The sequence below is a fragment of the Corynebacterium sp. MSK035 genome, from assembly GCF_030232615.1.
Lineage (GTDB): Bacteria > Actinomycetota > Actinomycetes > Mycobacteriales > Mycobacteriaceae > Corynebacterium > Corynebacterium jeikeium_D.
This window is the reverse complement of record NZ_JASPJP010000001.1, coordinates 99647-123807: the sequence shown is the minus strand read 5'-3', so window position 1 is coordinate 123807 and position 24161 is coordinate 99647. Positions and strand designations below refer to the sequence as shown.

Annotated in this window: 20 protein-coding genes; 10 read left to right on the top strand and 10 right to left on the bottom strand. The window is 60.0% G+C overall.

Annotated elements, in window-relative coordinates; genetic code table 11:
- Nucleotides 1–78: 78 nt before the first annotated feature.
- Nucleotides 79–582 (bottom strand): phosphoribosyltransferase, encoded by a 504-nt coding sequence (locus QP978_RS00540; protein WP_048734520.1) that lies wholly within the window; start codon nt 580–582, stop codon nt 79–81.
- 64 nt (nt 583–646) lie between these two features.
- The gene (locus QP978_RS00535) at nt 647–2152 is read right to left on the bottom strand and encodes an FAD-dependent oxidoreductase (protein ID WP_049189473.1); all 1506 of its coding nucleotides are present in this window, start codon (nt 2150–2152) and stop codon (nt 647–649) included.
- Between the two features lie 253 nt (nt 2153–2405).
- On the opposite strand from QP978_RS00535, the gene QP978_RS00530 reads away from it, so the two are divergent.
- The 6 genes from QP978_RS00530 (at nt 2406) to QP978_RS00505 (ending at nt 9467) form a co-directional block, all read left to right on the top strand.
- Complete coding sequence (locus QP978_RS00530; RefSeq protein ID WP_069358960.1) at nt 2406–3431, top strand: sulfite exporter TauE/SafE family protein; 1026 nt, start codon at nt 2406–2408, stop codon at nt 3429–3431.
- 143 nt (nt 3432–3574) lie between these two features.
- Nucleotides 3575–5281 (top strand): nitrite/sulfite reductase, encoded by a 1707-nt coding sequence (locus QP978_RS00525; RefSeq protein ID WP_069358959.1) that lies wholly within the window; start codon nt 3575–3577, stop codon nt 5279–5281.
- 250 nt (nt 5282–5531) lie between these two features.
- Nucleotides 5532–6296: a phosphoadenylyl-sulfate reductase gene (locus tag QP978_RS00520; RefSeq protein ID WP_048734528.1), complete on the top strand. Its 765-nt coding sequence runs from the start codon at nt 5532–5534 to the stop codon at nt 6294–6296.
- 117 nt (nt 6297–6413) lie between these two features.
- A complete protein-coding gene (cysD, locus tag QP978_RS00515; protein WP_049189477.1) occupies nt 6414–7340 on the top strand; it encodes a sulfate adenylyltransferase subunit CysD in 927 nt (308 codons plus the stop codon).
- Nucleotides 7340–8641, top strand: coding sequence for a sulfate adenylyltransferase subunit 1 (locus QP978_RS00510; RefSeq protein ID WP_049189478.1), 1302 nt, complete (start codon nt 7340–7342; stop codon nt 8639–8641). Before cysD ends, QP978_RS00510 begins: the two co-directional genes overlap by 1 nt.
- A gap of 55 nt (nt 8642–8696) precedes the next feature.
- On the top strand, nt 8697–9467 hold the full coding sequence (locus tag QP978_RS00505; RefSeq protein ID WP_049169883.1) for a sirohydrochlorin chelatase: 771 nt from the start codon (nt 8697–8699) through the stop codon (nt 9465–9467).
- Nucleotides 9468–9500: 33 nt separating this feature from the next.
- On the opposite strand, the gene QP978_RS00500 is transcribed toward QP978_RS00505, so the two are convergent.
- Complete coding sequence (locus tag QP978_RS00500; RefSeq protein ID WP_049169886.1) at nt 9501–10889, bottom strand: FAD-dependent oxidoreductase; 1389 nt, start codon at nt 10887–10889, stop codon at nt 9501–9503.
- 742 nt (nt 10890–11631) lie between these two features.
- Here QP978_RS00500 and pta point away from each other — a divergent pair.
- Both pta and QP978_RS00490 read left to right on the top strand, forming a co-directional pair.
- Nucleotides 11632–12957, top strand: a complete 1326-nt coding sequence (gene pta / locus QP978_RS00495) for a phosphate acetyltransferase (protein ID WP_272715183.1) — start codon at nt 11632–11634, stop codon at nt 12955–12957.
- Nucleotides 12958–12962: 5 nt separating this feature from the next.
- Nucleotides 12963–14159 carry an acetate kinase gene (locus QP978_RS00490; RefSeq protein ID WP_069358955.1) on the top strand — a complete coding sequence of 399 codons (1197 nt, stop codon included), beginning with the start codon at nt 12963–12965 and terminating at the stop codon, nt 14157–14159.
- 241 nt (nt 14160–14400) lie between these two features.
- Here the strand turns inward: QP978_RS00490 and QP978_RS00485 are convergent, their stop codons facing one another.
- The 4 genes from QP978_RS00485 to QP978_RS00470 form a co-directional block, all read right to left on the bottom strand.
- Entirely contained in the window at nt 14401–15252 is an 852-nt protein-coding gene (locus QP978_RS00485; RefSeq protein WP_016421524.1) for a L,D-transpeptidase, read from the bottom strand.
- 113 nt (nt 15253–15365) lie between these two features.
- Nucleotides 15366–17840 carry a serine/threonine protein kinase gene (locus QP978_RS00480; RefSeq protein ID WP_284856718.1) on the bottom strand — a complete coding sequence of 825 codons (2475 nt, stop codon included), beginning with the start codon at nt 17838–17840 and terminating at the stop codon, nt 15366–15368.
- Nucleotides 17837–18916: a glutamate ABC transporter substrate-binding protein gene (locus QP978_RS00475; RefSeq protein ID WP_049169891.1), complete on the bottom strand. Its 1080-nt coding sequence runs from the start codon at nt 18914–18916 to the stop codon at nt 17837–17839. The genes QP978_RS00480 and QP978_RS00475 overlap by 4 nt, the downstream gene beginning before the upstream one ends.
- Complete coding sequence (locus QP978_RS00470) at nt 18913–20571, bottom strand: GlnX family signal transduction membrane protein (protein ID WP_049169894.1); 1659 nt, start codon at nt 20569–20571, stop codon at nt 18913–18915. Before QP978_RS00470 ends, QP978_RS00475 begins: the two co-directional genes overlap by 4 nt.
- A gap of 135 nt (nt 20572–20706) precedes the next feature.
- Here QP978_RS00470 and QP978_RS00465 point away from each other — a divergent pair, with 135 nt between their 5' ends.
- Nucleotides 20707–21210: an NUDIX domain-containing protein gene (locus QP978_RS00465; protein ID WP_049169897.1), complete on the top strand. Its 504-nt coding sequence runs from the start codon at nt 20707–20709 to the stop codon at nt 21208–21210.
- A 37-nt stretch (nt 21211–21247) separates the two neighbouring features.
- Here the strand turns inward: QP978_RS00465 and QP978_RS00460 are convergent, their stop codons facing one another.
- The 3 genes from QP978_RS00460 to QP978_RS00450 all read right to left on the bottom strand — a co-directional run bounded on the left by QP978_RS00460 (nt 21248) and on the right by QP978_RS00450 (nt 23211).
- Entirely contained in the window at nt 21248–21565 is a 318-nt protein-coding gene (locus QP978_RS00460; RefSeq protein ID WP_172954624.1) for a hypothetical protein, read from the bottom strand.
- A gap of 42 nt (nt 21566–21607) precedes the next feature.
- Nucleotides 21608–22171 carry a MarR family winged helix-turn-helix transcriptional regulator gene (locus tag QP978_RS00455; protein ID WP_016421518.1) on the bottom strand — a complete coding sequence of 188 codons (564 nt, stop codon included), beginning with the start codon at nt 22169–22171 and terminating at the stop codon, nt 21608–21610.
- 242 nt (nt 22172–22413) lie between these two features.
- Nucleotides 22414–23211: an exodeoxyribonuclease III gene (locus QP978_RS00450; protein ID WP_038626705.1), complete on the bottom strand. Its 798-nt coding sequence runs from the start codon at nt 23209–23211 to the stop codon at nt 22414–22416.
- Between the two features lie 121 nt (nt 23212–23332).
- Here QP978_RS00450 and QP978_RS00445 point away from each other — a divergent pair, with 121 nt between their 5' ends.
- Nucleotides 23333–24160, top strand: a complete 828-nt coding sequence (locus QP978_RS00445) for an RDD family protein (RefSeq protein ID WP_284856717.1) — start codon at nt 23333–23335, stop codon at nt 24158–24160.
- Nucleotide 24161: the final 1 nt, after the last annotated feature.

The following is a 24161-nucleotide window of genomic DNA, read 5'->3' as shown; positions in this document are numbered from 1 at the left end:
TGCGCTGCTGGTGTTGCTTGGGAAAGGAACGCTGCAGCGCACTTTTTTGTGCCCGCTGTGGTGCGTAAGCTACTTGATCTACTTGGACTTCTGTACCGGTGGCTCGGCCGACCAGGGGAAGACGATCCAGTCATCGGTGTGCTTCCAGACGTAGTCCGGTGCAATCTCCGAGCGGGACTTGCCGTAGAGCACAGCGGAACGGACTTCAGCGCCGTGCTTCTTGAGCAGGTCGAGCACCAGATGCAGCGTGCGACCGGAGTCGGCCACATCGTCAACGACCAGCAGGCGGCGGTTGGAAATCGATTCGATGTCCAGGAGCGGCTCCAGCAGAACCGGATCCGGCAGGGTCTCCGCCACGTCGGTGTAGAACTCGACGTTGATGGCGTCAGAGAGCTTGACGCCCATGGTGTAGCTGAGTGCGCCTGCTGGCAGCAGGCCACCGCGGGCCACGGCGATAATAATCTCCGGGTCGAAGTCCGAGTCGACAATCTGCTGTGCCAGTTCACGGGAGGCGACGCCGAAGCCTTCCCAGGTCAGAACTTCCTTGACGTCCAGGTTGGATGAGTCTGCATGATAAGCCATGTATTAACTCTAATCCGAAGATCGACTGACGTGCACAATCAACTGTCCGGTTAGACCCGATGCGCTAGCTCGCGACGGTCTCCACAACAGCTTCGTGCACAGCTTCGGCCACGTCATCGGCATCTGGCTGCTTTGCGACGACCGTGGAGGCCGCAACCATGTCAGCCCACTCGACCAGCTTCTTGCGCTCGCGGCCTTCGGCTTCGCCCGCGGCACGCTCGGCGGCGTCGAGTGCGTGCCAGCCCTCCCAGGTGGTGACCTGGAGGCCCTTGTCGGCCAGGAACTCGTCGACGTCGTTATGCGTGGGCTTTGCAGGTGCGGCCAGGCGACCTGCCTCCCAGTCGGCGATGAGGTTGCCGACAGCTTCGTTGGCATCGCCCTTGGTGTTACCGATTAGGCCGACCGGGCCACGGCGAATCCAGCCGGTGGTGTACAGGCCCTGGATGTGGTTGCCGTCGATGTCGTCAAGCACGCGGCCGCCGGCATCTGGGATGGTGTGCGTGCCGGTGTCGAACGGTACGCCGGTGACTGCGTCGGAGCGGTAGCCGACTGCGCGGTAGACCGCACCGACCGGCCATTCGGTGAACTTGCCGGTGCCGCGGACGCCACCCTCGCCGTCGAGTTCGGTGCGTTCGGTGCGGATAGCGCTGACGTGCTGTACTCCATCTTCACCGGTCTCGCCGATGATTTCGACCGGGGACTCGAAGAAGTGGATGAAGAGCTTGTGCGGGGCGCCCTTTGGCTCGCGGATGGCGTAGTTTTCCAGAATCGTACAGACCTGATCGGTGATCTTGGACTCGCGACGGGACGTTTCGGAGGCGGCATCGTACTGGATGTCCTCCGGATTCACGACAACCTCAATGGTGTCAGAGTGGTCCAGTTCCTTCAGCTCCAGTGGAGTGAACTTTGCCTGAGCCGGACCGCGACGGCCAAAGACATGGACTTCGCGGGCGGCATTCTTTGCCAGGCCGTCGTAGACGTTGTCGGCGATTTCGGTGACGTGCAGCTCATCGGCAGTCTTGGCGAGAATACGGGCGACGTCGAGACCCACGTTACCGACGCCGATCACAGCGACCGACTCAGCAGAGAGGTCCCATTCGCGAGCAAACTCCGGGTGGGAGTCGTAGAAACCTACGAACTCACCGGCGCCGTAGTGCTCCGGCAGATCCGAGCCCGGGATGTTCAGATCGCGGTCGCCGGTCGCGCCAGTGGCGAAGATGATGGCGTCGTAGAACTGGCGCAGTTCATCAACGCTGACCTGCTTGCCGACGTCCACGTTGCCCAGCAGTCGAACCTGCGGCTTGTCCAGCACTCGGTGGAGGGACTTAATGATGCCCTTGATTCGCGGGTGGTCTGGCGCAACACCGTAGCGGATGAGGCCGAACGGCACTGGAAGGCGCTCGTAGAGGTCGATGGCGACATCGCGGCCGGACTTCATCAGCGCGTCGGAGGCGTAGATGCCGGCCGGGCCCGAGCCAACCACGGCTACACGCAGTGGCGTGGTGGAGTTGGCGAGATCGGGCAGTGAGGAAGCGGCCGTGTTCTGGGCTGCAGTCTGGTCGTTGGTCATTGGGTGGAATCCTTTTTCTACGTTTTCTTTGTCGCGATTGCTTATCGTAGACCAACCGGTCTATGCTTGCTGAAACAGAATATAGACAAACTGGTCTACAAAAAGCAAACACAAAACACCGCAAGAATCACTGCTTTGGCTTGAGAGGGTTTTGCTGCGCATCGCTTCTGCTGAATGAGCTCTGAAAGGGGCTCGTCGTGCGAGCATCGTGGCAACGGCAGGCTCTGGTTGGGTAAGCGGGGAAGGGCTTGTCATGGAAAAACTCATAGTCTTCGTGCTAATCGGCCTTGGCGCGCAATTAGTCGACGGCACTCTGGGGATGGCTTTCGGTGTCACCGCTACTTCGCTGTTTATTGTCGCTGGTAGTAGTGCTGCCACTGCGTCGGCGGTGGTTCACGTAGCAGAGGTGGGTACGACACTGGCCTCCGGTATTTCACACTGGCGATTCGGCAATGTCGACTGGCGACGCGCGCTGAGTCTTGGCGTGCCGGGTGCTATCGGTGCCTTTATTGGTGCGACCTTTTTGGCGAATCTCGACGGTGATGCTGCGACGCCTGTGACCTCGACAATCTTGCTTTTCCTCGGTCTGTGGGTGATTATCCGCTTCGCCTTTTTGGCCAGTGTTAAGCGCAAGAAGAAGGCCTGGGGGGCGAAGAAGCTCGCTCCGCTGGGGCTCTTTGGTGGCCTGCTTGATTCCACGGGAGGTGGTGGTTGGGGGCCTGTTACCACCTCAACTTTGCTCGGCGCTGAGGCTGACCAGCCGCGCAAGATTATCGGTACTGTCTCTGCGGCGGAATTTCTCGTTGCCTCGGCGGCTGTACTGGGCTTTTTGCCCAAGCTGCGGGAGGAATTTACCCAGCATGCCGCACCGGTAATTGGTTTGTTGTGCGGTGGTGTGATTGCGGCACCCTTGGCTGCGTACCTGGTGGGGCGCATTAATCCGCGGCTGCTTGGGATTGCGATCGGCGGCGTGTTGGTGGGGCTGAATATTCGCACTCTGTTTTTGTCGCTGGTTTCTGGTGGCGTGCTGGCAACGGTTCTGCTCGTGTGGGCTTTTGTTGTCGTCGCGCTGGTGCTGTGGGCGCGTTCGCACGACACTCTTCCGGGGCTGCGTCAGCGGATCCAACTTGAGCCGACTTCTCAGTCTCCCTCGGCTGATGTGTCTAGTTCTGGATCTCCATCACCCGCTTCGGTTGATGTCGGGGCCGAGGATGCTTCTGAAGGTGTCAAAGTGGGTGCGAAAAACGGTGTCCGCGTGGGCGAAGCGGGGGTCCGCTAGGTATCCGAGCGTGTCCCGGCTTGCACTAGCCAGACTGGTCGGTCTAATGTTGCCTGCAATGCAACGTAGACCAAACGGTCTATAAAGATTAGAAACTAATTCGGTCAACGAGAACAAAACGAAAGTGATTCGGTAGATTCCCCATGAGCTCTCCTACGAAAACCGCCGAGCGTCCAGCTTCCGCAGCGGCTACCCGACGTAAGAAGCGCGCACCGAAGCCACAGGGGCAGTGGCTTATCGACGGCCGCGAGCCACTTAACGACGACGAGCGCATTAAGAAAGAAGATGCTGGCATCGCCGTTAAGCAGCGTGTTATCGACATCTACTCCAAGCAGGGGTTTGACTCCATCCCCGCGGAGGACCTAGCGCCTCGCTTTAAGTGGATTGGCCTCTACACCCAGCGCAAGCAGGGGCTTAGCGGTGAGCACACCGGCGTGAAGACCAACGCCGAGCTGCAGGACAAGTACTTTATGCTCCGCGTCCGCCTCGACGGTGGCCAGACCACCACCGAGGGCATTCGCACCATCGGCGAGATTTCCCGCGACTTCGCCCGCGACACTGCGGACTTCTCCGACCGCCAGAACGTCCAGCTGCACTGGATTCGCGTCGAAGATATGCCGGAGATCTGGGAGCGCCTTGAGCGAGTTGGTCTCGACACCAACTTTGGCTGCGGCGACGTTCCCCGCGTTATTCTAGGCAGCCCGGTTGCCGGTGTTGCGGCCGATGAAATTGTCGACGGCACCAACGCCATCCGCCGCATCAAGGAGGAGTACCTCTCCGGCGACGAGTTCTCCAACCTACCGCGTAAGTTTAAGTCGGCAGTTTCCGGTTCCCCGCGTCTCGATGTCACCCACGAGGTCCAGGACGTTGCCTTCGTCGGTGTCAATCATCCAGAGCACGGCCCCGGTTTCGACGTTTGGGTCGGTGGTGGTCTCTCCACCAACCCGATGCTCGCCCAGCGTCTCGGCGCCTGGATCCCAGAGGACGAGGTTCCCGAGGTATGGGCGGGCGTGTGCCGCATCTTCCGGGACTACGGCTACCGTCGCCTGCGCAATCGTGCGCGTCTGAAGTTCCTCGTTGCCGAATGGGGCGCGGAGAAGTTCCGCCAGGTACTCGAAGACGACTACCTCAACCGCAAGCTTATCGACGGCCCCGCACCCGAACCTTTCGAGGGCGACCGTGACCACATCGGCGTGCACAAGCAGGCCGACGGTCTCAACTACGTCGGTGTTAAGCCCGCTGTTGGCCGTGTTCCGGGCTCTGACCTGGTCAAACTCGCCGACATCGCCGAGCGCCACGGTGTTTCCCGCGTCCGCACCACCGTGATGAAGGAGCTCATTCTCCTCGACGTCACCGACGACCAGGTCGACTCCCTGCTCGCAGAACTCGACGAAATTGGCCTGTCTGCCAAGCCCTCAGCTTTCCGACGGGGCATCCTGGCCTGCACCGGCCTAGAGTTCTGCAAGCTCGCACTTGTCACCACGCGCCAGCGCGCAATTGATTTGGTGGGCGACTTGGAGGAACGCCTCGGTGACCTCGACGTCCCAATCACCATTGCGCTCAATGGCTGCCCGAATGCCTGCGCCCGCACGCAGATTGCCGACATCGGACTCAAGGGGCAGATTGTCACCGACGACGAGGGCAACCGTGTCGAGGGTTTCCAGGTTCACCTCGGTGGTTCGCTGGGGCTCGATGCCAACTTCGGCCGCAAGGTTCGCGGACACAAGGTCACCTCGGCAGAACTGGGTGACTACATCGAGCGCGTCGTCAATCACTTCAAGGAACAGCGCCACGAGGGTGAACAGTTCCGCGAGTGGATTGTCCGCGCTGATGAGGAGGACCTGAAGTGAGTGAATCTCCCAATGGGGTTCGGTCGCAGGGGCCGTCGTCAAGCGAAAAAGACGAGACGCCAGCGCGACTGGGAATCGGTGGCCGAAGCGCACACCCCAATCCGAACCGGGGTGCGGTGATGCATTGCCCTTACTGCGGCGGTGATGATCTGTGGCCCGACCTGGAAACCGATTACGCCTGGCAATGCCGCGAATGCTGCCGGGTATTCACAGTGAAACTGCACGGACATATCGATAGAAAGGTGGCGTCATGAGCACGGGACTGAAAACCGCTGAGGTCATTAAGACTCAGGAGGCGCTCGCGCGTGAAGACGCGCTGGACAACCCGGAAACTGCTCGCCGTCTGATTGAGCTCGCACTGGAGTGGGGCTCCAAGCTGGAGACCGCCACTGCTGGGGAAGTATTGGAATGGGGTGCGGAGCACCTGCACACGCCACTGGCTGTGACCCTGTCGATGCAGGACACAGTGTTGGCGGAACTGGCTGCTCGGCACGCGCCGGAGGCAGATCTGATTTTCCTGGATACCGGTTACCACTTCCCGGAGACCCTCGACGTGGCAGAGCAGGTCGCACAGCGTTACGACAACCGACTGCTGTCGATTGAGCCGAAGCGCACCCGCGCCGAGCAGGACGCCGAAGAGGGCGTTGATCTGTACAAGACCGACCCGACGCGTTGCTGCGCATTGCGGAAGGTCGAGCCGCTGTCTGCCGTGAAGCGCCCCTACGAGGGCTGGGTCACAGGTCTGAAGCGCGTCGACGCGCCGACCCGCGCACACACGCCGGTACTGGAGATCGACAAGACTGGTCGCATCAAGCTCAACCCGTTGGCCACCTGGACAGATGAGGATGTTGCCCAGTACATCGAGGACAACGACCTCATTGTGCATCCGCTGACGCAACAGGGGTTCCCGTCGATTGGCTGCGCGACATGCACCGCGCGAGTGGCAGAGGGCGCGGATCCGCGCTCGGGTCGCTGGGCGGGCTCCGAGAAGACTGAGTGCGGATTGCACCTCTAGTTCGAGCGGCTAGCAGACAGCTACTTGCCGCCAGCCACTAGCCGCCCGCCGATAACCGATATCAGCTAAAACAGCGCAGTTACAACAGCCAACACAGCCCCAACAGAAAGAACCCCCATGACTAGCTCAACCACCGTTTCCGTACAAAACCGCCTCGACCCGCGGCTTGCCGAGCTGGAAGCCGAGGCCATCGACATTATTCGCCAGACCGCCGGTCAGTTCGAGCGTCCGGCACTACTTTTCTCCGGCGGAAAGGATTCCGTCGTCGTGCTCGAGCTGGCCAAGCGCGCCTTCGCACCGGCGGGTATCCCGCTGGAGCTGCTCCACGTCGACACCGGCCACAACTTCCCCGAAGTTATTGAATTCCGCGACAAGATTGCCGCTCAGCCGGGCATCAAGCTGCACGTAGCCAAGGTCCAAGACTGGATCGACAGCGGCGTGCTCACCGAGCGTGCCGACGGCACCCGCAACCCCTTGCAGACCGTGCCGCTGGTGGAGACCATTGCCAACCGCGGTTACGATGCCGTTCTCGGTGGCGCCCGCCGCGATGAGGAGAAGGCCCGCGCAAAGGAGCGCGTGTTCTCCGTCCGCGACTCCTTCGGCGGTTGGGATCCACGCCGTCAGCGCCCTGAGCTGTGGGGCCTCTACAACGGTCGCCACGCCGCCGGAGAGAACGTTCGCGTTTTCCCGATCTCGAACTGGACCGAGGCCGACGTCTGGGCCTATATCGAAGCCCGTGACATCGAACTGCCTCCCATCTACTTCGCCCACGAGCGTGAGGTGTTCAACCGCGGCGGCATGTGGTTGGCACCGGGCGAGTGGGGTGGCCCCCGCGACGGCGAGACCCTCGAGGTTCGCACTGTCCGCTACCGCACTGTCGGTGACATGAGCTGCACCGGCGCTGTCGAATCGACTGCCACCACTATTGCGGAGGTCATGGAGGAACTTCGCACATCCAAGCTCACCGAGCGCGGCGCTACCCGCGCAGATGACAAGTTGTCCGAATCCTCCATGGAAGACCGTAAGAAGGAAGGTTACTTCTGATGAGCCAGCCAAATTCCCCAGCTACCCTGATTTCCGCTGACCGCGCCACTCGCGCTCGTCGCACTCTTCGCCTGTGCACCGCTGGCTCCGTCGACGACGGTAAGTCCACCTTCGTCGGTCGCCTGCTGCACGACACGAAGAATATCCTCGCTGACCAGTACGAGGCCGTCGTCGCCTCCTCACAGGCGCGCGGTCAGGAAAACCCGGACCTGTCGCTGCTGGTCGACGGTCTGCGGGCCGAGCGTGAGCAGGGCATCACCATCGATGTCGCCTACCGCTACTTCGCCACCGACGTCCGCTCCTTCATCCTCGCCGACTGCCCAGGTCACGAGCAGTACACCCGAAACACCGTCACCGGTATGTCCACCGCCGAGGCCGTCGTTTTGCTTATCGACGCGCGCAACGGCGTCGTGACGCAGACCAAGCGTCACGCAACGGTGGCCGGTCTGCTGGGCGTTCGCCACGTGATTTTCGCAGTCAACAAGATTGACCTACTGGACTACAGCGAAGAGGCCTTCCGCGCCATTGAGTCGGATGTGGCAGCACTAGCAGAGCGCCTGGGTCTGCAGAACACCTTCGTTGTTCCAGTGTCGGCTCTGGTCGGCGACAACATTGTCGATTCTTCTGAGCACACTCCGTGGTACGAGGGGCCGACCGTGCTGGAGCTGCTGGAAAACCTCAACATCGGTGCCGACCTGGAAACCGATGCCGAGGCTGACCTGCGCCTGCCCATCGACTATGTCATTCGCGATCACGCCACTGAATACCGTGGTTACGCCGGCCGTATCGCCGCAGGTAGCGTGCGTGTGGGCGATGTTGTCTCCGTAGACGCCAACCGTCAGGCTACGGTCACGAAGATCACCGTGGCAGCTGAGGATGTCACTGAGGCCGTGGCCGGCCAGTCGGTGGCCATCAGCCTGGATGCCGAGTTCGACCTCGCCCGTGGCGACCTCATCAGTGGCACGCGCCCGGAAGACGTGCGCCGTTTCTCCGCCGTGGCCGTCCACCTTGCAGACAAGCCGTTGGCAGTCGGTCGCGTCGTAGAGGTGCGCTATGGTGCCGCACTGGTGCGTGGTCGTATCGCTTCCGTCGATGCGCTCATCGATATCGAAACCGGTGAGCCCACCGGTGTGGCTGATCAGCTTGCAGTCAACGACGTCGCGGAGATCACCGTCGAGGTCGCACAGCCGCTGCCGGTCGATGCCTACCGCGTCGGTGGCCGTGTCGGTGCATTCCTGCTCATCGAGCCGGGCACCGGTGACACCCTCACCGCAGGCCTCGTGCGTGGCGCTGCCCAGTAGAGCTGCCAGGTAGAGAAACCAGAAAGCACAGCTAGCGAGCCTGAGGAGACCATCGATGACCGCACTGATTCTGCTTGCGCACGGTTCTCGGCACTCAGAGACCAAACCGGTGCTCGAAGACGTGGTCGCGCTCGTGCGCGAGAAGATGCCGCTCACCCGTCTGGATGCGCCCTCTCAGATTCGCCTCGCCTGGCTGGACCTCGACGAGCCCTCACTGGATACCGTCTGTGCCGAGCTCGCCGCTGCCGGCGAGACTCAGGCACTGGCCGTACCGCTGCTGTTCACCGATGCGTTCCACTCGCGAGTCGACGTTCCCGAGCAGGTTCGACTCTGCGATCGGCATGGTGTTGACATCACAGTGGCTGAAGGACTCGGGCTTGGCGACGGCACGAAGCGCGCCGTCGTAAAGCGAATCATCGAAGCGGCGGAGAATGCATCTTTTTCCTGGCCGGTCGATGCGCTGGTGATGGGGGTCGGCTCCTCTGATGAGGATGCCAATGCGGCGGTGCACCAGTTTGCGGCAAACCTTGGCGGGATGCTGCCGGGACATGTGAGCGCGGCATTCGTGGTCGGTCCTGAGAAAATCAAGGGAGCCGATGCTGTGGCCGCGGCGCAGGAGCGCGCGGCCAAGCGCGGACGCGGACTCGTAGTGGTGCCGCTGTTTACCGCGCCGGGCCTATTGTGGGATCGAGTCATCGATGCAGGCGCTGCCGACGGTGCTGGTCAGGTGGCTTTTGGTGAGCCATTGGCCGAGCTGTTGGCGCCGATTGTGTGCTGCCGCTGGGACTCGCGCGCCGCGTACACGGACGTGAAGGTAGTGGCGTAGCCGACGCTTTTTATCCGTCCTAGTTACTCGCCGTTACTCGCCCTTGGAGTGGGTGACCATCTCATCCCACTCGACGTACTTCTTGCGTTCGCGACCCTCGGCCTCGCCGGCGGTGCGTTCGGCAGCATCGAGCTTGTGCCAACCTTCCCAGTCCAGGTAGTCGATACCCTTGGACTCCAGCAGCTCGTTGACAGCGGACAACTCCGGCTTCGACGGGTTGAATTTCTTGCCCTCAGCGGCATCGGCCAGCAGATTGGCTACGGCCTCATTGGCATCGCCCTTGGTATTACCAATCAGGCCGACCGGTCCGCGGCGAACCCAACCGGTGGTGTAGAGGCCAGTGATGGCCTCGGCTGCTTCATCCTCGGTGTTGTCGGATTCGATGACTCGACCACCGACGTTGGAAATGACATTCTTCACGTTGTCGAACGGGATACCCGGCAGCGCATCAGAGCGGTAGCCCACGGCGGAGTAGACAGCGCCGACCTTCCAGTCGGTGGTCTCGCCGGTCGGCCGCAGCCCGCCAGCACCGTCGTATTCCATGCGCTGAGTGCGCAAGCCTGTCACATGCTGCTGGCCGTCGGTACCCTCCTCGCTGAGGATTTCCACTGGCGACTCGAAGAAGTGAATGTAGAGCTTGTGCGGTGCGTTCTTTGGCTCACGGATGGCGTAGTTCTCCAGGATGGTGCAGACCTGGTCAGTGATCTTGGAGTTGCGACGCATAATCTCGGATGCGGAGTCGTAATCAATATCGCGCGGATCGACAACGACCTCGACGTTCGGTGAGTAGTCGAGCTCCTTGAGCTCCAGCGGAGTGAACTTTGCCTGTGCCGGGCCGCGGCGGCCGAAGACGTGGACTTCCTTGGCCTTATTTGTCTTCAGAACCTCGTAGACATTGTCCGGAATCTCTGTGACGTGCAGTTCCTCACCGGTCTTCGCCAGGATTCGAGAGACATCCAGCGCGACGTTGCCGACACCGACGACGGCCACGGACTCCGCCGAAAGGTCCCAGGTGCGCTCAAAGAGTGGATTGCCGTCGTAGAAGCCCACGAATTCGCCTGCGCCGAAGTGCTCCGGCAGGTCCGCTCCCGGCGTTGGCAGTGCGCGGTCGCCGACGGCACCGGTGGCGAAGATGACGGCGTCGTAATGCTCCTTTAATTCGTCGAGTGTGATGTCCTTGCCGAACTCAACGTTGGAAAATAGGCGCAGCTCCGGCTTTTCCATCACGCGGTGCAAGGCCATGATGATGCCCTTGATGCGTGGGTGGTCGGGGGCGACGCCGTAGCGGATTAGACCGAATGGAGCCGGCATCTTTTCAAACAGATCGACTTCCACGTCAGTACTGGATTTCATCAGTGCATCGGAAGCATAAACACCGGCCGGGCCAGAGCCAATTACGGCAACGCGGAGCGGGCGATTCATGAAGTGTGTCCTTCTTTCTCTAATGCTTTACGACGGCCACGAGGCCGCGGCGTAAGTAGCTGCCAGCGGTGACCTCGTGGGGGAAAGGAGTTATTGGTGAGCTATCGGTTTATTCGACATTCCCAATGGTAGCGCCCCCAATCGTAGCGATAACTTACGAAAAATCGAGAGGCGAGCATCACATCATCGGTGAGATGCTTTTGGAGGCATACAAAACTAAATGTGACCTTAGTCACGTTCGATGTGGGAATCTGGGCTAGTTCACTAGAAAAACCGCATAAAAGCCGCGATTATGCGGGAAAATTGTTGGAATCTGTGGGGAAAAGTGTGGCTACCAGGGGTAACCAAAGAGGTTTGAGTCCGCCGTGAGATGTAAGGTGACTCACAATAAGATGAAAATAATGATTTGGGACTCAGCGGGATTAGATTCAGCAGGATTAGAAGCTCAGCATGATCTTGAGCCTCCGGCAGTCCAACGGCTCGAGCCAAGTCAACGTTTAAATAAGTCAACGATTAAGCGCAGTGCGAGAAAGGAACGTCGGTGAGCGATAAGAACGCCCAAGCGTCCACCAACAACTCCGCAGTCCTGATTACTTCAGTGGACCGCGCAGACAATCTGCAAGATGTCATTACGGCATTGTCTGAGGCACTGGGTGGGGCACGTTGCCTCCACACTGTCGGTGGGGCGCACGGCGCCACCGTGGATCAGGTTGTTGTGGATCCGGAATCCGCGCTTGACACCATCGTCAGTGCTGTTGAAGCTGATCGCGCTGCCAACGAGGGGGCGGCTGTTCTGACCGGCTCCGGCAACCTCGATTTTGACTTCCGCATTGCCACCGTCGCCGGCGCCGGTGTCATCGTTGTCGCTGGTGGCGAGGGCTGCCACACAGAGGCCGCAAAGGCTCGCGTTCGTTTGGCTCTCAGCAGTGCAGCTCAGCGTCACAGCGAGGTACTCGCAGTTGTCCTTACAGGGGAGGAGGCAGCTAAGGCTGCTAAGACTCTCGAGCTCGACGTTCCCGTTGTTGCCGTTGACGATGCTGAGGGGCTGCGCAAGGTCGTAAGCCGCGAGGTCACCGCAGTGATGACTCCACAGCGTTTCCAGTGGTGGCTATTGCAGCGCGCCAAGGCTGATAAGCGTCACATTGTGCTGCCAGAGGGGGACGATGACCGCATTCTTGAGGCCGCTGATTACCTCCTGCGCGAGGACATCTGTGAGCTCACTATCCTCGGCGACCCGGATGCGATGAAGGCGCGCGCCGCCGAACTGGGTTTTGACATCGACGCCGCCCATCTCTGGAACCCGCAGACCTCCGAATATGTTGAGCAGTTCGCGGAGCAGTTCGCAGAGATGCGCAAGGCCAAGGGGGTCACGCTGGAGCAGGCCCGTGAGACGATGCAGGACATCTCCTACTTCGCGACGATGATGATTCACAACGGGCTTGTCGACGGCATGGTGTCCGGTGCAGCCCACACAACTGCGCACACCATTCGTCCGTCCTTGCAAATCATTAAGACCAAGCCGTCGGCTTCCACGGTGTCGTCACTGTTCCTCATGGTTATGGACAACTCGCTGTGGGGTTTTGCGGACTGTGCGGTGCTGCCGAAGCCTGCTCCGGAACAGCTGGGTGAAATCGCGGTAGTATCCGCCGAGACTGCAGCTTCCTTCGGCATCGATGCCCGCGTCGCCATGCTGAGCTACTCCACTGGAGCATCCGGCACAGGTGAGGATGTTGATCGTGTGAAGGCGGGTCTGGCCAAGGCCAAGGAGCTGGCTCCGGAGCTCGCTGTCGATGGTCCGCTGCAGTTCGATGCTGCTATTGACCCGTCTGTGGCTGCGAAGAAGATGCCGGATTCCTCCGTTGCGGGTAAGGCAACTGTTTTCGTGTTCCCGGATCTGGACGCCGGTAACATCGGTTACAAGATTGCCCAGCGCTGTGGTGGTGCATTGGCAATCGGCCCGATTCTGCAGGGCTTGAACAAGCCGGTCAACGACCTTTCCCGTGGCGCCACGGTGCCGGACATCATCAACACGGTTGCAATTACCGCTATTCAGGCTGGAGGAAACTAATTATTATGTCCCGTCACGTACTTGTTTTGAACTCCGGTTCCTCCTCTATCAAGTTTCAGCTGGTAGATCCGGAGAAGGACTCAACGCAGCCGCCGTATGTCTCCGGTCTGGTGGAGCGCATTGGTGAAGAAGACGGCATTATTAATCTGAAGTTCTCCGGACAGAAGATTGAAATCACTGAGCCGATCGCTGACCACGCCAGTGGTCTTGACCGCGCGTTCGAGCTGATGGATGAGCACGGTGTTGGTCCGGAGTCGGTGGATATTGCGGCCGTCGGTCACCGCGTCGTTCACGGTGGTCGCCTGTTCTCTGGACCGGAGCTGATTACCGACGAAATCGTCGGCATGATCCGCGACCTTATTCCGCTGGCGCCGCTGCACAACCCGGCCAATATCGTAGGCATCGAAGAGTCTCGCAAGCTGCTTCCGGACGTGCCTCACGTCGCCGTCTTCGACACTGGTTTCTTCCACACCATGCCGCCAGCTGCTGCTCTGTACCCGCTCAACGCAGAGGTCGCATCGAAGTTTGATATCCGTCGTTACGGCTTCCACGGCACCTCGCATGAGTTTGTTTCCAAGCAGGTGCCGGACCTTCTGAATAAGCCGGCAGAGGAAATCAACCAGATTACGCTGCACCTGGGTAATGGTGCGTCGTGTGCGGCTATCCGAGGTGGCCAGGCGGTGGATACCTCGATGGGGCTGACCCCGCTGGCTGGTCTGATGATGGGCACCCGTACCGGTGACATTGACCCGGGCGTCATCTTCCACCTCTACCGCAACGGCATGAGCATCGACGAGATCGACAATCTGTGCAACCGCCAGTCCGGTCTGAAGGGTGTCTCTGGTGTCAATGACTTCCGAGTCCTGCAAGAGCGCATGGATGACCACGACCCGGATGCTTGGGCTGCGTACCAGATGTATGTCCACCAGCTGCGCCGCTACATCGGCTCTTACATGCTGATTCTCGGCCGCCTCGATGCCATCACCTTCACCGCAGGTGTCGGTGAGAACCATGTCGGTATCCGCCGTGATTCTATGGCTGAGCTTGAGAACTTCGGTATCAAGATTGATGATGAGCTCAACTCCCAGCCGAATGACGGCCCGCGTCTGATTTCGGCGGAGGACTCGAAGGTCAAGGTCTTCGTGGTACCGACCAACGAGGAACTGGCCATTGCCCGTTACGCAATGAGCTTCGTGGAGTAGTTTTTGGACAGGGGCACTGACGAGTAGGCAGGACCCCTGTAACCCTCCGTAATCGACGGCTTCTAGATGCCCCATCTGTTGAATCCGCAGCTGTGACCCAACAAAAACGAGCTCGCTCCCACTGCCTTCCAAACTGGAAGAATCTAGTGGGGCGAGCTCATTTTCGCCGCTGGGGAAACTGCGCCTATGCCTCAACAGGCTCAGTCACCCGGTCATCGTTTCAACGCATCAGCGCAGCTAACTACCAGATGTAGACGCCGTCGCCGACCTGCAGGGTATCGAAGTACTTCACAGCATCATCGTGGTTCAGGTGGATGCAGCCGTGGGACATCTGATTAACAGAGCCCTCGTGGAAAGCCTCACCGTCGTTGGTGAAGTACACCGAGAACGGCATCGGACCGTTGTAAGGACGGGACCACTCATCGCGGACCTTGCGGGTAACGCTCAGGTGGCCGCGGGTGGTTTCGTAACCCGGCATACCGGAGGACATTGGCACCGGACCGTAGGTGATGTTGCCATTTTCCTGCAGCCAGGTCTTCTGGTTAGCCAGGTCAACGCATGCGCGGGCGCTCGGCGGGCACGGGTTGTTTGGCTCTGGGCGTGGTTCAGGGCGTGGCTTCTGCTCAGGCTGTGGAGCAGGGGCAGGCGCCGGCTCAGGCTGCGACGGCTCGTCCTGGCCCCCCAGCAAACCGAAAATCTCGTTGACAACGCGGGTGGCTTCGGCCTTCTGTGCGGCTGGCAACGGCAGGCTGTCGATGGCGTTCAGCAGCTGAGTTTTGACCTTGTCCGCCACCTGCTTGTTGTTTTCAGCGAACTTGAAGTTTTCATTAATCAGAGCGACGACCGAATCCGGCAGCTTCACCGAAGAGGAATCCAGTACCTCAGAGAGCTCAGGGGCAAGGTCGCCCGAATTCAGAGTCGAGATCTCCGGCAGCTTGAGGTCCCGAACACTCTGGCTAAGCGACTGCAGGTCTGGAGAAACCGGCAGGGCAACGGCAGTGCCGGCCCCAATACCAAAGGCGGTGGTGAGGGCTGCAGCGCTGATAATGACGCGCTTAGCGCTGCGGAGAGAGGATTTCGAAGAGGCAAACATAGAGGATATCTTAAACCACGAAAGGCAATTCTCTCTTTATTCACCAATTCTGGGGTGGCGCTCAGGCCCACAACAGCATGTTTAACCAGGTTCGGTAAGGAGCTGTTAGAGAGCTAACGCCAAGTCCGTGGCCGAATGAGATTTGCGATATCCACCAAGTTGTAGCGGTGTCGCGGAAACTGCGAAGAGCGTGCCAGCATCCGTAAGTCTTTTTCCAATCCTTCACGCAGGCCGGCCACGGTAAAGGGCGCATCGAAAAGACCATTGGAGCTAGCTGCATGGTCGAGGTTCGAGCTGCGCAACCAGTTCAGCGCGGACGCCATCACGGCGATGCGCAGCTGCGGCATGCGCGGTTCATTTGTTGGTAGCTCCACCAGGCGACGCGCAGCACGGCGAATTCTCGATTCGGTCAACTCGGAGGGCATCCCGGAGGTGAGCATCAGAATCGTCGTCAAACGTGCCATGCGATGGTGGCGGGAGTTACCGGGAACGCGGTCAAGCTGGGAGATAGCCATTTCGTGTTGGCGCTCAGAGGCCAGCTGACGAGCTAGCCCGAAGGCGGAGGATACCGTCGTCGGGTTGGCCGCCCACACGACGGCGTAGAGACGCAGGGTGTTGAAACGAATCGTCTGAGGCGACAGGGACTCGCTGGCCCAGGCGGGGGAGAAGATTTCGGGCGTATCGGCAGCGACATTATCCAGCGCGCTGCTCAAGTTCGCGGCGGCGCGGGCGACAGAGGGCTCGAGGAGAGATGCGTTGGCGATGCCCAAGCGCTGTTGAATCAACTCGAGAGTTGCGGCCAGCGCCAGCTTTGGCGCGGGCTCGCCGGGCAGCATTGTCAGCACGTGGTGGAACGAGGTGAGGGCATCGTTGAATTGGTCGAGAAGCAAATAAGTCACGCCCTCGTACCAGTGGTAACGCCAATCGCGCTGCAAGCGTTCAGAGACATCGCAGAGGCTGTCGCGGGCCTCATCAATTAATCCGAGGTCCAGTTTCGCACGCACGATGCCCAGCGGAATTTCCACCGAAGAACCATACTCGGGTTCGGACAGCGCGTTGGTCAGTGTTTCGATTAGTTCGTTGGGTTCCGTAAACGACGAGGCACTCAGGATGCGCGCACCCGGATCTGTCGGGTTAATCAGTGGCACAGGCAGCGCGAAGGTCACTTCTTGCGGAGTGATTTCCACGCCGCGGGTGATGCCGTCGACAAGCTGGTCGGTGCGGAACACCAGGTGCTTGGTGCCGTACGTGGAACGCTGCGGCGAGAAATTCGACACCGCCTGTGGGAATTGCACGCCGTCGCGCACCGCCAGAATCTCGCGCAATACGCCGATGAGCTGCACACTCATCTCTTCGGCAGAACCGAAGCGAGCCTCCGGATCTTCGTGGCAAGCGCGCAGTAGAAAGCGGTAGAGCGAGTAAAAACGGCGGAATAGAGGCTCTTCGACAGGTGAGGGTAGCCCCGGGTCGTAGACGCCGTTGGTCGCCGGCAACTTCAGAATCAGCGAGGCCAGCGTGCGGCCGACTGTGTAGATATCGCTGGCAATCGTCGGTCCCGTCGTGGCAATCTCCGGCGCCTGGAAACCGGGCGTGCCGTAGATATGGCCGTAGGCGCCGATGCCGGTGACCGCGCCGACGTCGATAAGCGTGACGTGATCCTCTGTGAGTAGCACGTTGTCCGGCTTCAAATCGTTGTAGACAACGCCGCGCGAGTGCAGGTAATCCAGCGCCGGTAGCAGCTCCAGGATGTAGCCAATTGCCAGGTCACAGGGCATGACGCCGTCTGGGTAGCTCCGTCGCTGTTTGCGTAACGACGGGCCGCCGACGTACTCCATCACAATGAAGCCGGTGGCGCTGTTGGCGTCCGTCTCATCGATGAAGTTGATGATTTTCACAATTCCCGGATGCGAGATTTCCGCGAGGAACTCGCGTTCTGCCTGGACTACGGCGAAATCCTTCTCATTTTTCGCTGCCATCATGCCCTTGAGCACGACCCAGCGATCCGAGACATTGTGGTCAATCGCCAGATAAATCCAGCCGAGACCGCCGTGGGCAATCGGGCCCACAATTTCGTACTGATCCGCCACGATATCGCCGGCTTTCAGGCTCGGCGCCGGCTTATTCGTCGCGCGAATCTTCTCATCACTCATTACTGCATCGCGCGGATCCTGCGTTGTGATGTACGGCAGGTGCACCATGCCGTCGGCGACGGTGCGTCCACGGTGCGCAGTCGATCGCTTCCGGCGAAAGCCCTCCAACGCTTTCCGGTGCGAGGCCATCGACGGATCTGGTGCCTGGGTGCCGGGTTGGGTCGTCACGCTTGACGACGAGCCTCCGCGCCCCAACAATTCGGCGATATCGAACTCTTCGTCATCGTCATCATCGTCCGCAAAAGGGTCGAAGGCGACAGCGGCAGTGCCGGGCTCTTGTTCGTCGTCTTCATCGGCGAATGGGTCGAAGGCGACGGCCTGAGTGGCAGCTGCCTCTGCCTCTGCGTGAGCATCCTCCTGGGGCTCCGGCGTGTACTGGGGATGCTGGGCTTGCTCGGATTGCTGGGCTTGTTCGGAGAACTGGTTTTCGTCGCTCATCGGTTATCCACCTCGCCTTCTGGAGCAGCTTCCGGTGTGGGGGAGATTCCAAGTATGTCTTCATCGTCGCCGTACTGTGGCGATGGCTGTGTACCGCTTGGCAGGAAGGGGCCGAACCAAGTGTCGTAGAGGGACTGCCAGGTGCCATCGCTGGCCATACGCTCCAGGGTCGCGTTGATTTGGCGAACTAGGCCTGGGTTCCCCTTGGATACACCGGCCGCGTAGCTTTCCTCGTTCAAGCCCCGCTGGACAATGGCGGTAGCCGGATCTTGGTCGTTGATACCAGCGAGGATGGTGTCATCGGCAACGACAATCTCTGCCTGGCTGTTTTGAAGTGAAATGAGGCAGTCCGACCAGTTACCGACCAACAGCAGCGTATTGTTCGGCGAGAGCCGTCGAATCAAATCCTCGGTAGTGGATCCCCGGGAAACGCAGATGCGACCGTCCTCGACGTCCTCGGGGGAAGCATCGCCACCCGGCGAAGAGACTAGAACTCCAGCTCGTGCTGTCAAATACGGTGTGGAGAACAGCACCCTTTCGCGCCGGGCATCGGTGACCGTCATAGTGCGCAAAACGACATCGACAGTGCCGTCTTCGAGTGCGGCAGTGCGTTCGTTGCTGTCGACGAACCGAAACTCGACAGCATCGGGATTGTCAAAGATGTCCCGGGCAATCTCTTGTGCCAGGGATACTTCAAACCCCGAGAGCTCTCCGCTGCTGAAGTCGCGGAAGCTGAGCAGGTTCAATGATTGGTCAACACCAACGATGATGCGGCCGCGCTGGTAAATCTCCGGGATTCGCTCTTCCGGTGTTTGGTCATCGGGGGCGAGTGTGGACAGATCTGGGGTGTTGGCTTCTGCCGCAGGCTTCCTCGAGGAGGCTTTGTCGTAGAACGCGCCCGGTGGCAGGGGAAAGTCACCGGTGGCCTCCAGGATTGTGCGCGAGTAGGGATCGTCGGCAAGCGAATCGGTCGCGCAGGCACTGACGGTGAGGCCCGCGACGGTGAGTGCACCAAGGATGGCTCTGCGCCGCCAGCCGGCGAGACCGCGGAGCGATGGGGAGAACGGAACGATCATAGGTACTCCAGAAGCCGGTGTCGGAAGCCGAAAACAACCAGAACTGCCGCGATGACGGTCAGTGTAACCGTGGCGAGGGACAGTGCCGCGATAGCGCGACGGGATTGGTCGAGGTTCTCACGGGCGGTCAGGCGGGACTCGGCGATGGAATTCTGTAGCGACTCATCGACCTGGTTGAACGCAGCCGCCGACGAGCTGGCATTATCCACATCGGTCGCGATGCGAACCGCACCGGCGTAGTCGCCTGAACTCAAGTGCTCCATCATCAGGTTGTGACCGGACTCCCAGCTGTAGATACCGTGGATGGCGGCTCTGACATCGTCGTCCGGCGCATTGGCGTCCACTCTTTCCAGCTCGCCGACCAGGGTGCGCACCGACTGCGAGAAGGACTCCGCATCCGCGGGCTGACGGCGCACTAAGCCGAGGGTTTCGCTGGCGCGTAGCTGCTGGGCATCAATGCGTACTTGGGTTAGGGCATGAACATCCGGGCGCTGCTCTCCGAAGAGAGAGTTGGACTGCCACGGCTGAGTGGTGGCAATTCCCACACCGACAAGTGCGATGGCCATCAGCATGGTTGCACCAAACAGGCCGACGTTGAATAGTCGACCGGTGCGGCGAGTCAGCCACCACTGTGTGATTAGCAGCATCAAAATTGCCGCTGCCAGGCCCGACATCGGGAAAAGAGGTGGCTTCGATAGTTGGCGCTGCTCATCATTAGTGGTGGTACTGGTGCGTTCGTAGAGCGATTTTGCAGCTGGCAGAATCTGGACCTGCATCAAGTTTGAGGCAGAGGCGAGGTACGCGACACTGACGGGATTGCCCTGGCGCGCATTCGCGCGAGCTGTCTCGACCATGCCGGTGTAGACCGGCAACAGCCGCTGTACAGTCGCGATATTCTTCATCTCTGGGGCATCGACGTTTTCAATGCCCGTAGCTGCGCGGGTAGCGGACATGGATGCTTGTGCGATGACATCGTCGAAGTTGCTGACCAAGTCCTGGCTGCTGTTGAGTGTGCCGCGGGAAAAGGCGGTGTTGGCCGACGCATCGGCAATCGTCAGCGAGGCATAGAGATTCTGCGAGGCATTGGCCATCGGCTCGCTCAGCTGCGAAATTCGGGTGAGCTGCTGCTGGCGTTGCGAGGTTGTTTGCCACATGGATAGGCCGGCGGCCAGAATAGCGACGATGAGGATGAGGGCGACTGTGGTCAATCGGCCCGGTGACGTCATCAAAAATGACGCTGACCGGCGCACATACGTGGCCGACGGGCCGAGCTTGTCGTAGAGACGCTCACCGAGAAAACGTGTCAATCTCCGGTTGCGCGGGCCAATTTCCAGGGCATCCACGCGCAGGTCGGTATCACGCGGAGAGTCTGTTAGGACTGTTGGGGTTGTGGCCGTTGCTGGGGCATTAGCCGAGGACTCTGTAGTTTCCAGAGCAGTTGATGGTGCCGCACTCTCGGTAGCCGGGGTGGTGTCGGGAGTATCTTTCGATTCCTTTGCCGCCTGAGCCGCAGTGTGTGTGTCTAAGCTTTCGCCACCAGGAGTGGTGCGACCGCTGAAACGAGTTCGGCGTGGAGCACGATTCTTGCGGTGGAATGGGTTTCGGTTTTTGTCGTGGGCACGGGAATGAGGCGCACTTGAAGTGGTTTCACCCATGTGCACGTGTCCTTCCGACGTGACCGAAGTCGCCCGCGACGATCTCTCCGCTCAGAGCAACGTTAGTTCCTTGCAAATCTTAGTCGCTCGGGCTTGTGACGGAAAACACAAGGGTATCTGGCGTAGGGTGGAGACATGCTTCAGGATGGAAATGGTTGGGCAGCCGGCCCCAACGGTACGCGCTGCTGGGGACGCTTCGGAGCTGCAGGGCTGCTGATTGTGAGCCCTCAGCGCACTGTGCTTATGCAGTATCGAGCTGACTGGACATCGTTCCCCCTAACGTGGGGTGTTCCTGGTGGGGCTTGTGATTCTCATGAGGCTCCTGAGGCGACCGCGCTGCGTGAAACGGCTGAGGAAACTGGGCTGCTGGAGCATCAGCTTCGCATCCTCGACACGCAGGTCACCACCGGTCCCTTCCCAGCCGATCCGAATCGCCCCGAGCTCGCCGGCGGCTGGAAATACCACACGGTCTACGCACTAGCTGCCGAAGAGCTGGAGACGAATCCGAACGAGGAGTCCCTAGAGTTGCGCTGGGTTCCGCTTGACGACGTCGACAGCCTCGATCTGCTGCCGCCTTTTGTGGAATCGTGGCCCCGGGTGCGCGCGCACCTCGAGAAACTGCTGGAGGCCCTTGACTAGGTGTCGGCTTCGCACCTACCGGCGCTCTCTGCGTCGACTACTTGGAGTCGGCAACTGCTGCCGCGCCAGCGGCCAGCGCGGTGACGGTCAGGACAGACGGCCATGCGCCAATCTTCTTAGCCAGCGGGTGTGAGAGGCCGAAAGCGCCGAGGTAGGCGGCTACTAGGCCGGCGGCACCCAGGGCGCCGGTCTTTGCATTCCAGGTGCGTGCTGCGTATGCGCCGGCGGCACCCAAGATGACGCCACCGAGCGGACGAATGCCTGTTTCGCGAGCGGTGAGCCAGCCGCCGATGAGGCCAGTGGCCACGAGCGGAGCGGTCTTTACGTCTTTTGCCTTCTTCAAAGTAATAGCCATAAGCATCATCGTACCTAGTAAGAAGGGCTTGGCGGCGCGCTTTTAGAACGGCTCCTGGCGGCGCTGGTGCTCCTCAACATAGCTTTCCGAGTGCTCCGCCAGCTTTAGTAGCGAGGGCAGTGCCTTAATTAGCGCACGAACGTCCTTTTGCGACATTGTCCGCACAATTTCGTACACCAGCGCACCCCAGTGGTCGATAAGTTGCTCCAGCAGCGTTTCGCCATCGCTGGAGACATAGAGGTTCTGCGCACGGCGATCCTTTGCGTTGTTCTCGCGTTCAATCAGTCCGTTGTCGAGTAGACGGCGAACTGTTGCCGAAACGTTGGACGGGCGTAGGAAACGCAGGCGTGCAATGTCGGATACGCCGCAGCCCGGGTGGGTTGAAATAAAGTGCAGTACTTCCATTTCCGACTGGGAAATGTCCATCCTGGCATTCGGGCGCTCACCGAGGCGGCGAGTCGATGCAAGGAAGTCATACAGGCCGATGGAAATCTTCTGCACGCTTTCGCGCAGGGATTCATCGGACTCAGTCGAGTCATCCGCGGTGGGGAAGCCGCTCGCTGGCTCCGGGGTAGTGGTGCGCTGAGGGGAGCGTGCAGAAGTCATGATCTTCCTTCCCGACGTAATGAATTGATGTTCTGAATAAACACCTTATATCGTCGAAATAACTTTCTGTGGTGAAAATTTGTAGATTGAACAAAAAGTTAGACTCATAAGTGTTGTGCGGGTGCTTTATCGCCCATTTCTGCCCCTGATTTTAGGGGCTGGCAGCAAAGACTCCGCTTTACGACGGCCCCAGCGACACCCCCTAGTAGGAACTAGGCCTACGCGCTTTTCCGCCCGTTTATCTACACTTCGTAATCCACAATCACCGGAGCATGGTCGGATGCGCCTTTGCCCTGACGCTCTTCGATGTCGATGAATCCGGCGGACGCCTTTGCCGCGAGGTCGGGGGAGGCGAGCTGGAAGTCGATGCGCATGCCCTCATCCTTGAAAAAGCGGCCAGCCTTGTAATCCCAGTAGGTCCACTGGTTTGGGGTGAATTGGCGAGTTACTTCCTTCATGCCCGCCTGCTCCAGCGCATAGAAAGCTGCGCGTTCAGGCGGTGTGACGTGTGTTTTCCCTGCGAAGGCTGCCATTGACCAGACATCGCCGTCGGTCGGGGCAATGTTGAAGTCGCCGCCCATCATGAAGGTGGCCTCCGGGTCGTCGTCAAGCGTGGCGATGATGTGCTGACGGAGCCGCTCCAGAAATTCGAGCTTGTACTCGAAGTGCGGGTCGGTGATGTCGCGGCCGTTCGGGATGTAGAGGCTATGGACGCGCACGCCACCGCAGGTAGCGGCGATATGGCGGGCCTCCAATGCGGGAGTTGCGTCGGGGTCCTTGTTGAAACCGGGCTGACCGGGGAACTCTGCCTGGATGTCCTCAAGGCCGACGCGGGAGATGATGGCAACGCCATTCCACTGATTCAGGCCGTGGTGGGCGACTTGGTATCCCAGCTCTTCAAAAGCAGCGGTGGGGAATTGGTCGTCCTTGCACTTGGTTTCCTGGACGGCCAGGACATCAATGTCATTCCGGCGCAGCATTTCCACCATTCGGTCGAGGCGAGTTCGAGCCGAATTGACGTTCCAGACACAGATTCGCATATCAACGATTGTAAAAGGGGAACGAAACGGCGGCCTCATGCGTTGAACAAAGCAGTGACAAAATAGGCGGACAAAAACGGATAAGGTGGGCGGAAGCCCGGTAGGAAAGGGAGTTTCGAGGTTGGCTAACTGGGACGATCGCCGTTACGGCGGCGAGTACAGTCCGACGGATTACCTGGGTAGTAGTGGCAGGAACGCTTATCGGGAACACGACGCATATGCGGCGTACGATGCGGCAATGCCGTATCAGGAAGTGCCATATCCGGTAGCAAACATTCCGGTCGGCTATGAAAGCGGGTACCCCGCTAGCTATGGGGTGTCTTCCTTCGGTGAGCTCAGTGCTAATCCCAAAGTCGCGCCGCTGACCGCTCAAATGGCAGTACACCTGGGCTTTGACCCCAATCTGGCCAATGGCTCAGTGGCACGTCGTGGTGGTGCGCTGTTGGTGGATTCTGTCATCTACACTGCATTGATTGCCTCCATTGCAGTTCTCACTAGCATCGTGGGGACATCGGACAGCGGCGTAATGGTGATGCTGATCAGCCTCTTCCTCGGTCCCGGTGGTTTTTACCTCTACCGCGTGGCGGGGGACTCCATCTTCGACGGGTCGCCGGGTAAACACGCCATGGGCATGAAAATCGAAGGTGCACACGGGATGCCAGTCTCAGCCCGCGATGGTTTTGTGCGCAATGCCTGGATTCTGCCGTCGATGATTCCGGTCGCCGGTTGGTTTGTCTCTGCGGGCCTGGCTGGCTGGATTGCGATGGGTGCGTCCCGCGATCCGCTGGGGAGAGGTCGTCATGAACTCTCGGTCCATACCCGTGTGGTGGAAAAGCCGGAGACGCGCGAGCTGCCGCGCGGGCAGCGCCGCATGGACAATCGCATGGGTGGCAAAGAGCAGCAGGGCAAGCAGCTGAAGCGGATTAAAAGGGTTAAGCGCGGGAAGTAGG

Coding starts and splice junctions, on each gene's coding strand:
- QP978_RS00540 (WP_048734520.1), bottom strand. CDS start 582: ATGGCTTATCATGCAGACTCATCCAACCTGGACGTCAAGGAAGTTCTG.
- QP978_RS00535 (WP_049189473.1), bottom strand. CDS start 2,152: ATGACCAACGACCAGACTGCAGCCCAGAACACGGCCGCTTCCTCACTG.
- QP978_RS00530 (WP_069358960.1), top strand. CDS start 2,406: ATGGAAAAACTCATAGTCTTCGTGCTAATCGGCCTTGGCGCGCAATTA.
- QP978_RS00525 (WP_069358959.1), top strand. CDS start 3,575: ATGAGCTCTCCTACGAAAACCGCCGAGCGTCCAGCTTCCGCAGCGGCT.
- QP978_RS00520 (WP_048734528.1), top strand. CDS start 5,532: ATGAGCACGGGACTGAAAACCGCTGAGGTCATTAAGACTCAGGAGGCG.
- cysD (WP_049189477.1), top strand. CDS start 6,414: ATGACTAGCTCAACCACCGTTTCCGTACAAAACCGCCTCGACCCGCGG.
- QP978_RS00510 (WP_049189478.1), top strand. CDS start 7,340: ATGAGCCAGCCAAATTCCCCAGCTACCCTGATTTCCGCTGACCGCGCC.
- QP978_RS00505 (WP_049169883.1), top strand. CDS start 8,697: ATGACCGCACTGATTCTGCTTGCGCACGGTTCTCGGCACTCAGAGACC.
- QP978_RS00500 (WP_049169886.1), bottom strand. CDS start 10,889: ATGAATCGCCCGCTCCGCGTTGCCGTAATTGGCTCTGGCCCGGCCGGT.
- QP978_RS00490 (WP_069358955.1), top strand. CDS start 12,963: ATGTCCCGTCACGTACTTGTTTTGAACTCCGGTTCCTCCTCTATCAAG.
- QP978_RS00485 (WP_016421524.1), bottom strand. CDS start 15,252: ATGTTTGCCTCTTCGAAATCCTCTCTCCGCAGCGCTAAGCGCGTCATT.
- QP978_RS00480 (WP_284856718.1), bottom strand. CDS start 17,840: ATGAGCGACGAAAACCAGTTCTCCGAACAAGCCCAGCAATCCGAGCAA.
- QP978_RS00475 (WP_049169891.1), bottom strand. CDS start 18,916: ATGATCGTTCCGTTCTCCCCATCGCTCCGCGGTCTCGCCGGCTGGCGG.
- QP978_RS00470 (WP_049169894.1), bottom strand. CDS start 20,571: ATGGGTGAAACCACTTCAAGTGCGCCTCATTCCCGTGCCCACGACAAA.
- QP978_RS00465 (WP_049169897.1), top strand. CDS start 20,707: ATGCTTCAGGATGGAAATGGTTGGGCAGCCGGCCCCAACGGTACGCGC.
- QP978_RS00460 (WP_172954624.1), bottom strand. CDS start 21,565: ATGGCTATTACTTTGAAGAAGGCAAAAGACGTAAAGACCGCTCCGCTC.
- QP978_RS00455 (WP_016421518.1), bottom strand. CDS start 22,171: ATGACTTCTGCACGCTCCCCTCAGCGCACCACTACCCCGGAGCCAGCG.
- QP978_RS00450 (WP_038626705.1), bottom strand. CDS start 23,211: ATGCGAATCTGTGTCTGGAACGTCAATTCGGCTCGAACTCGCCTCGAC.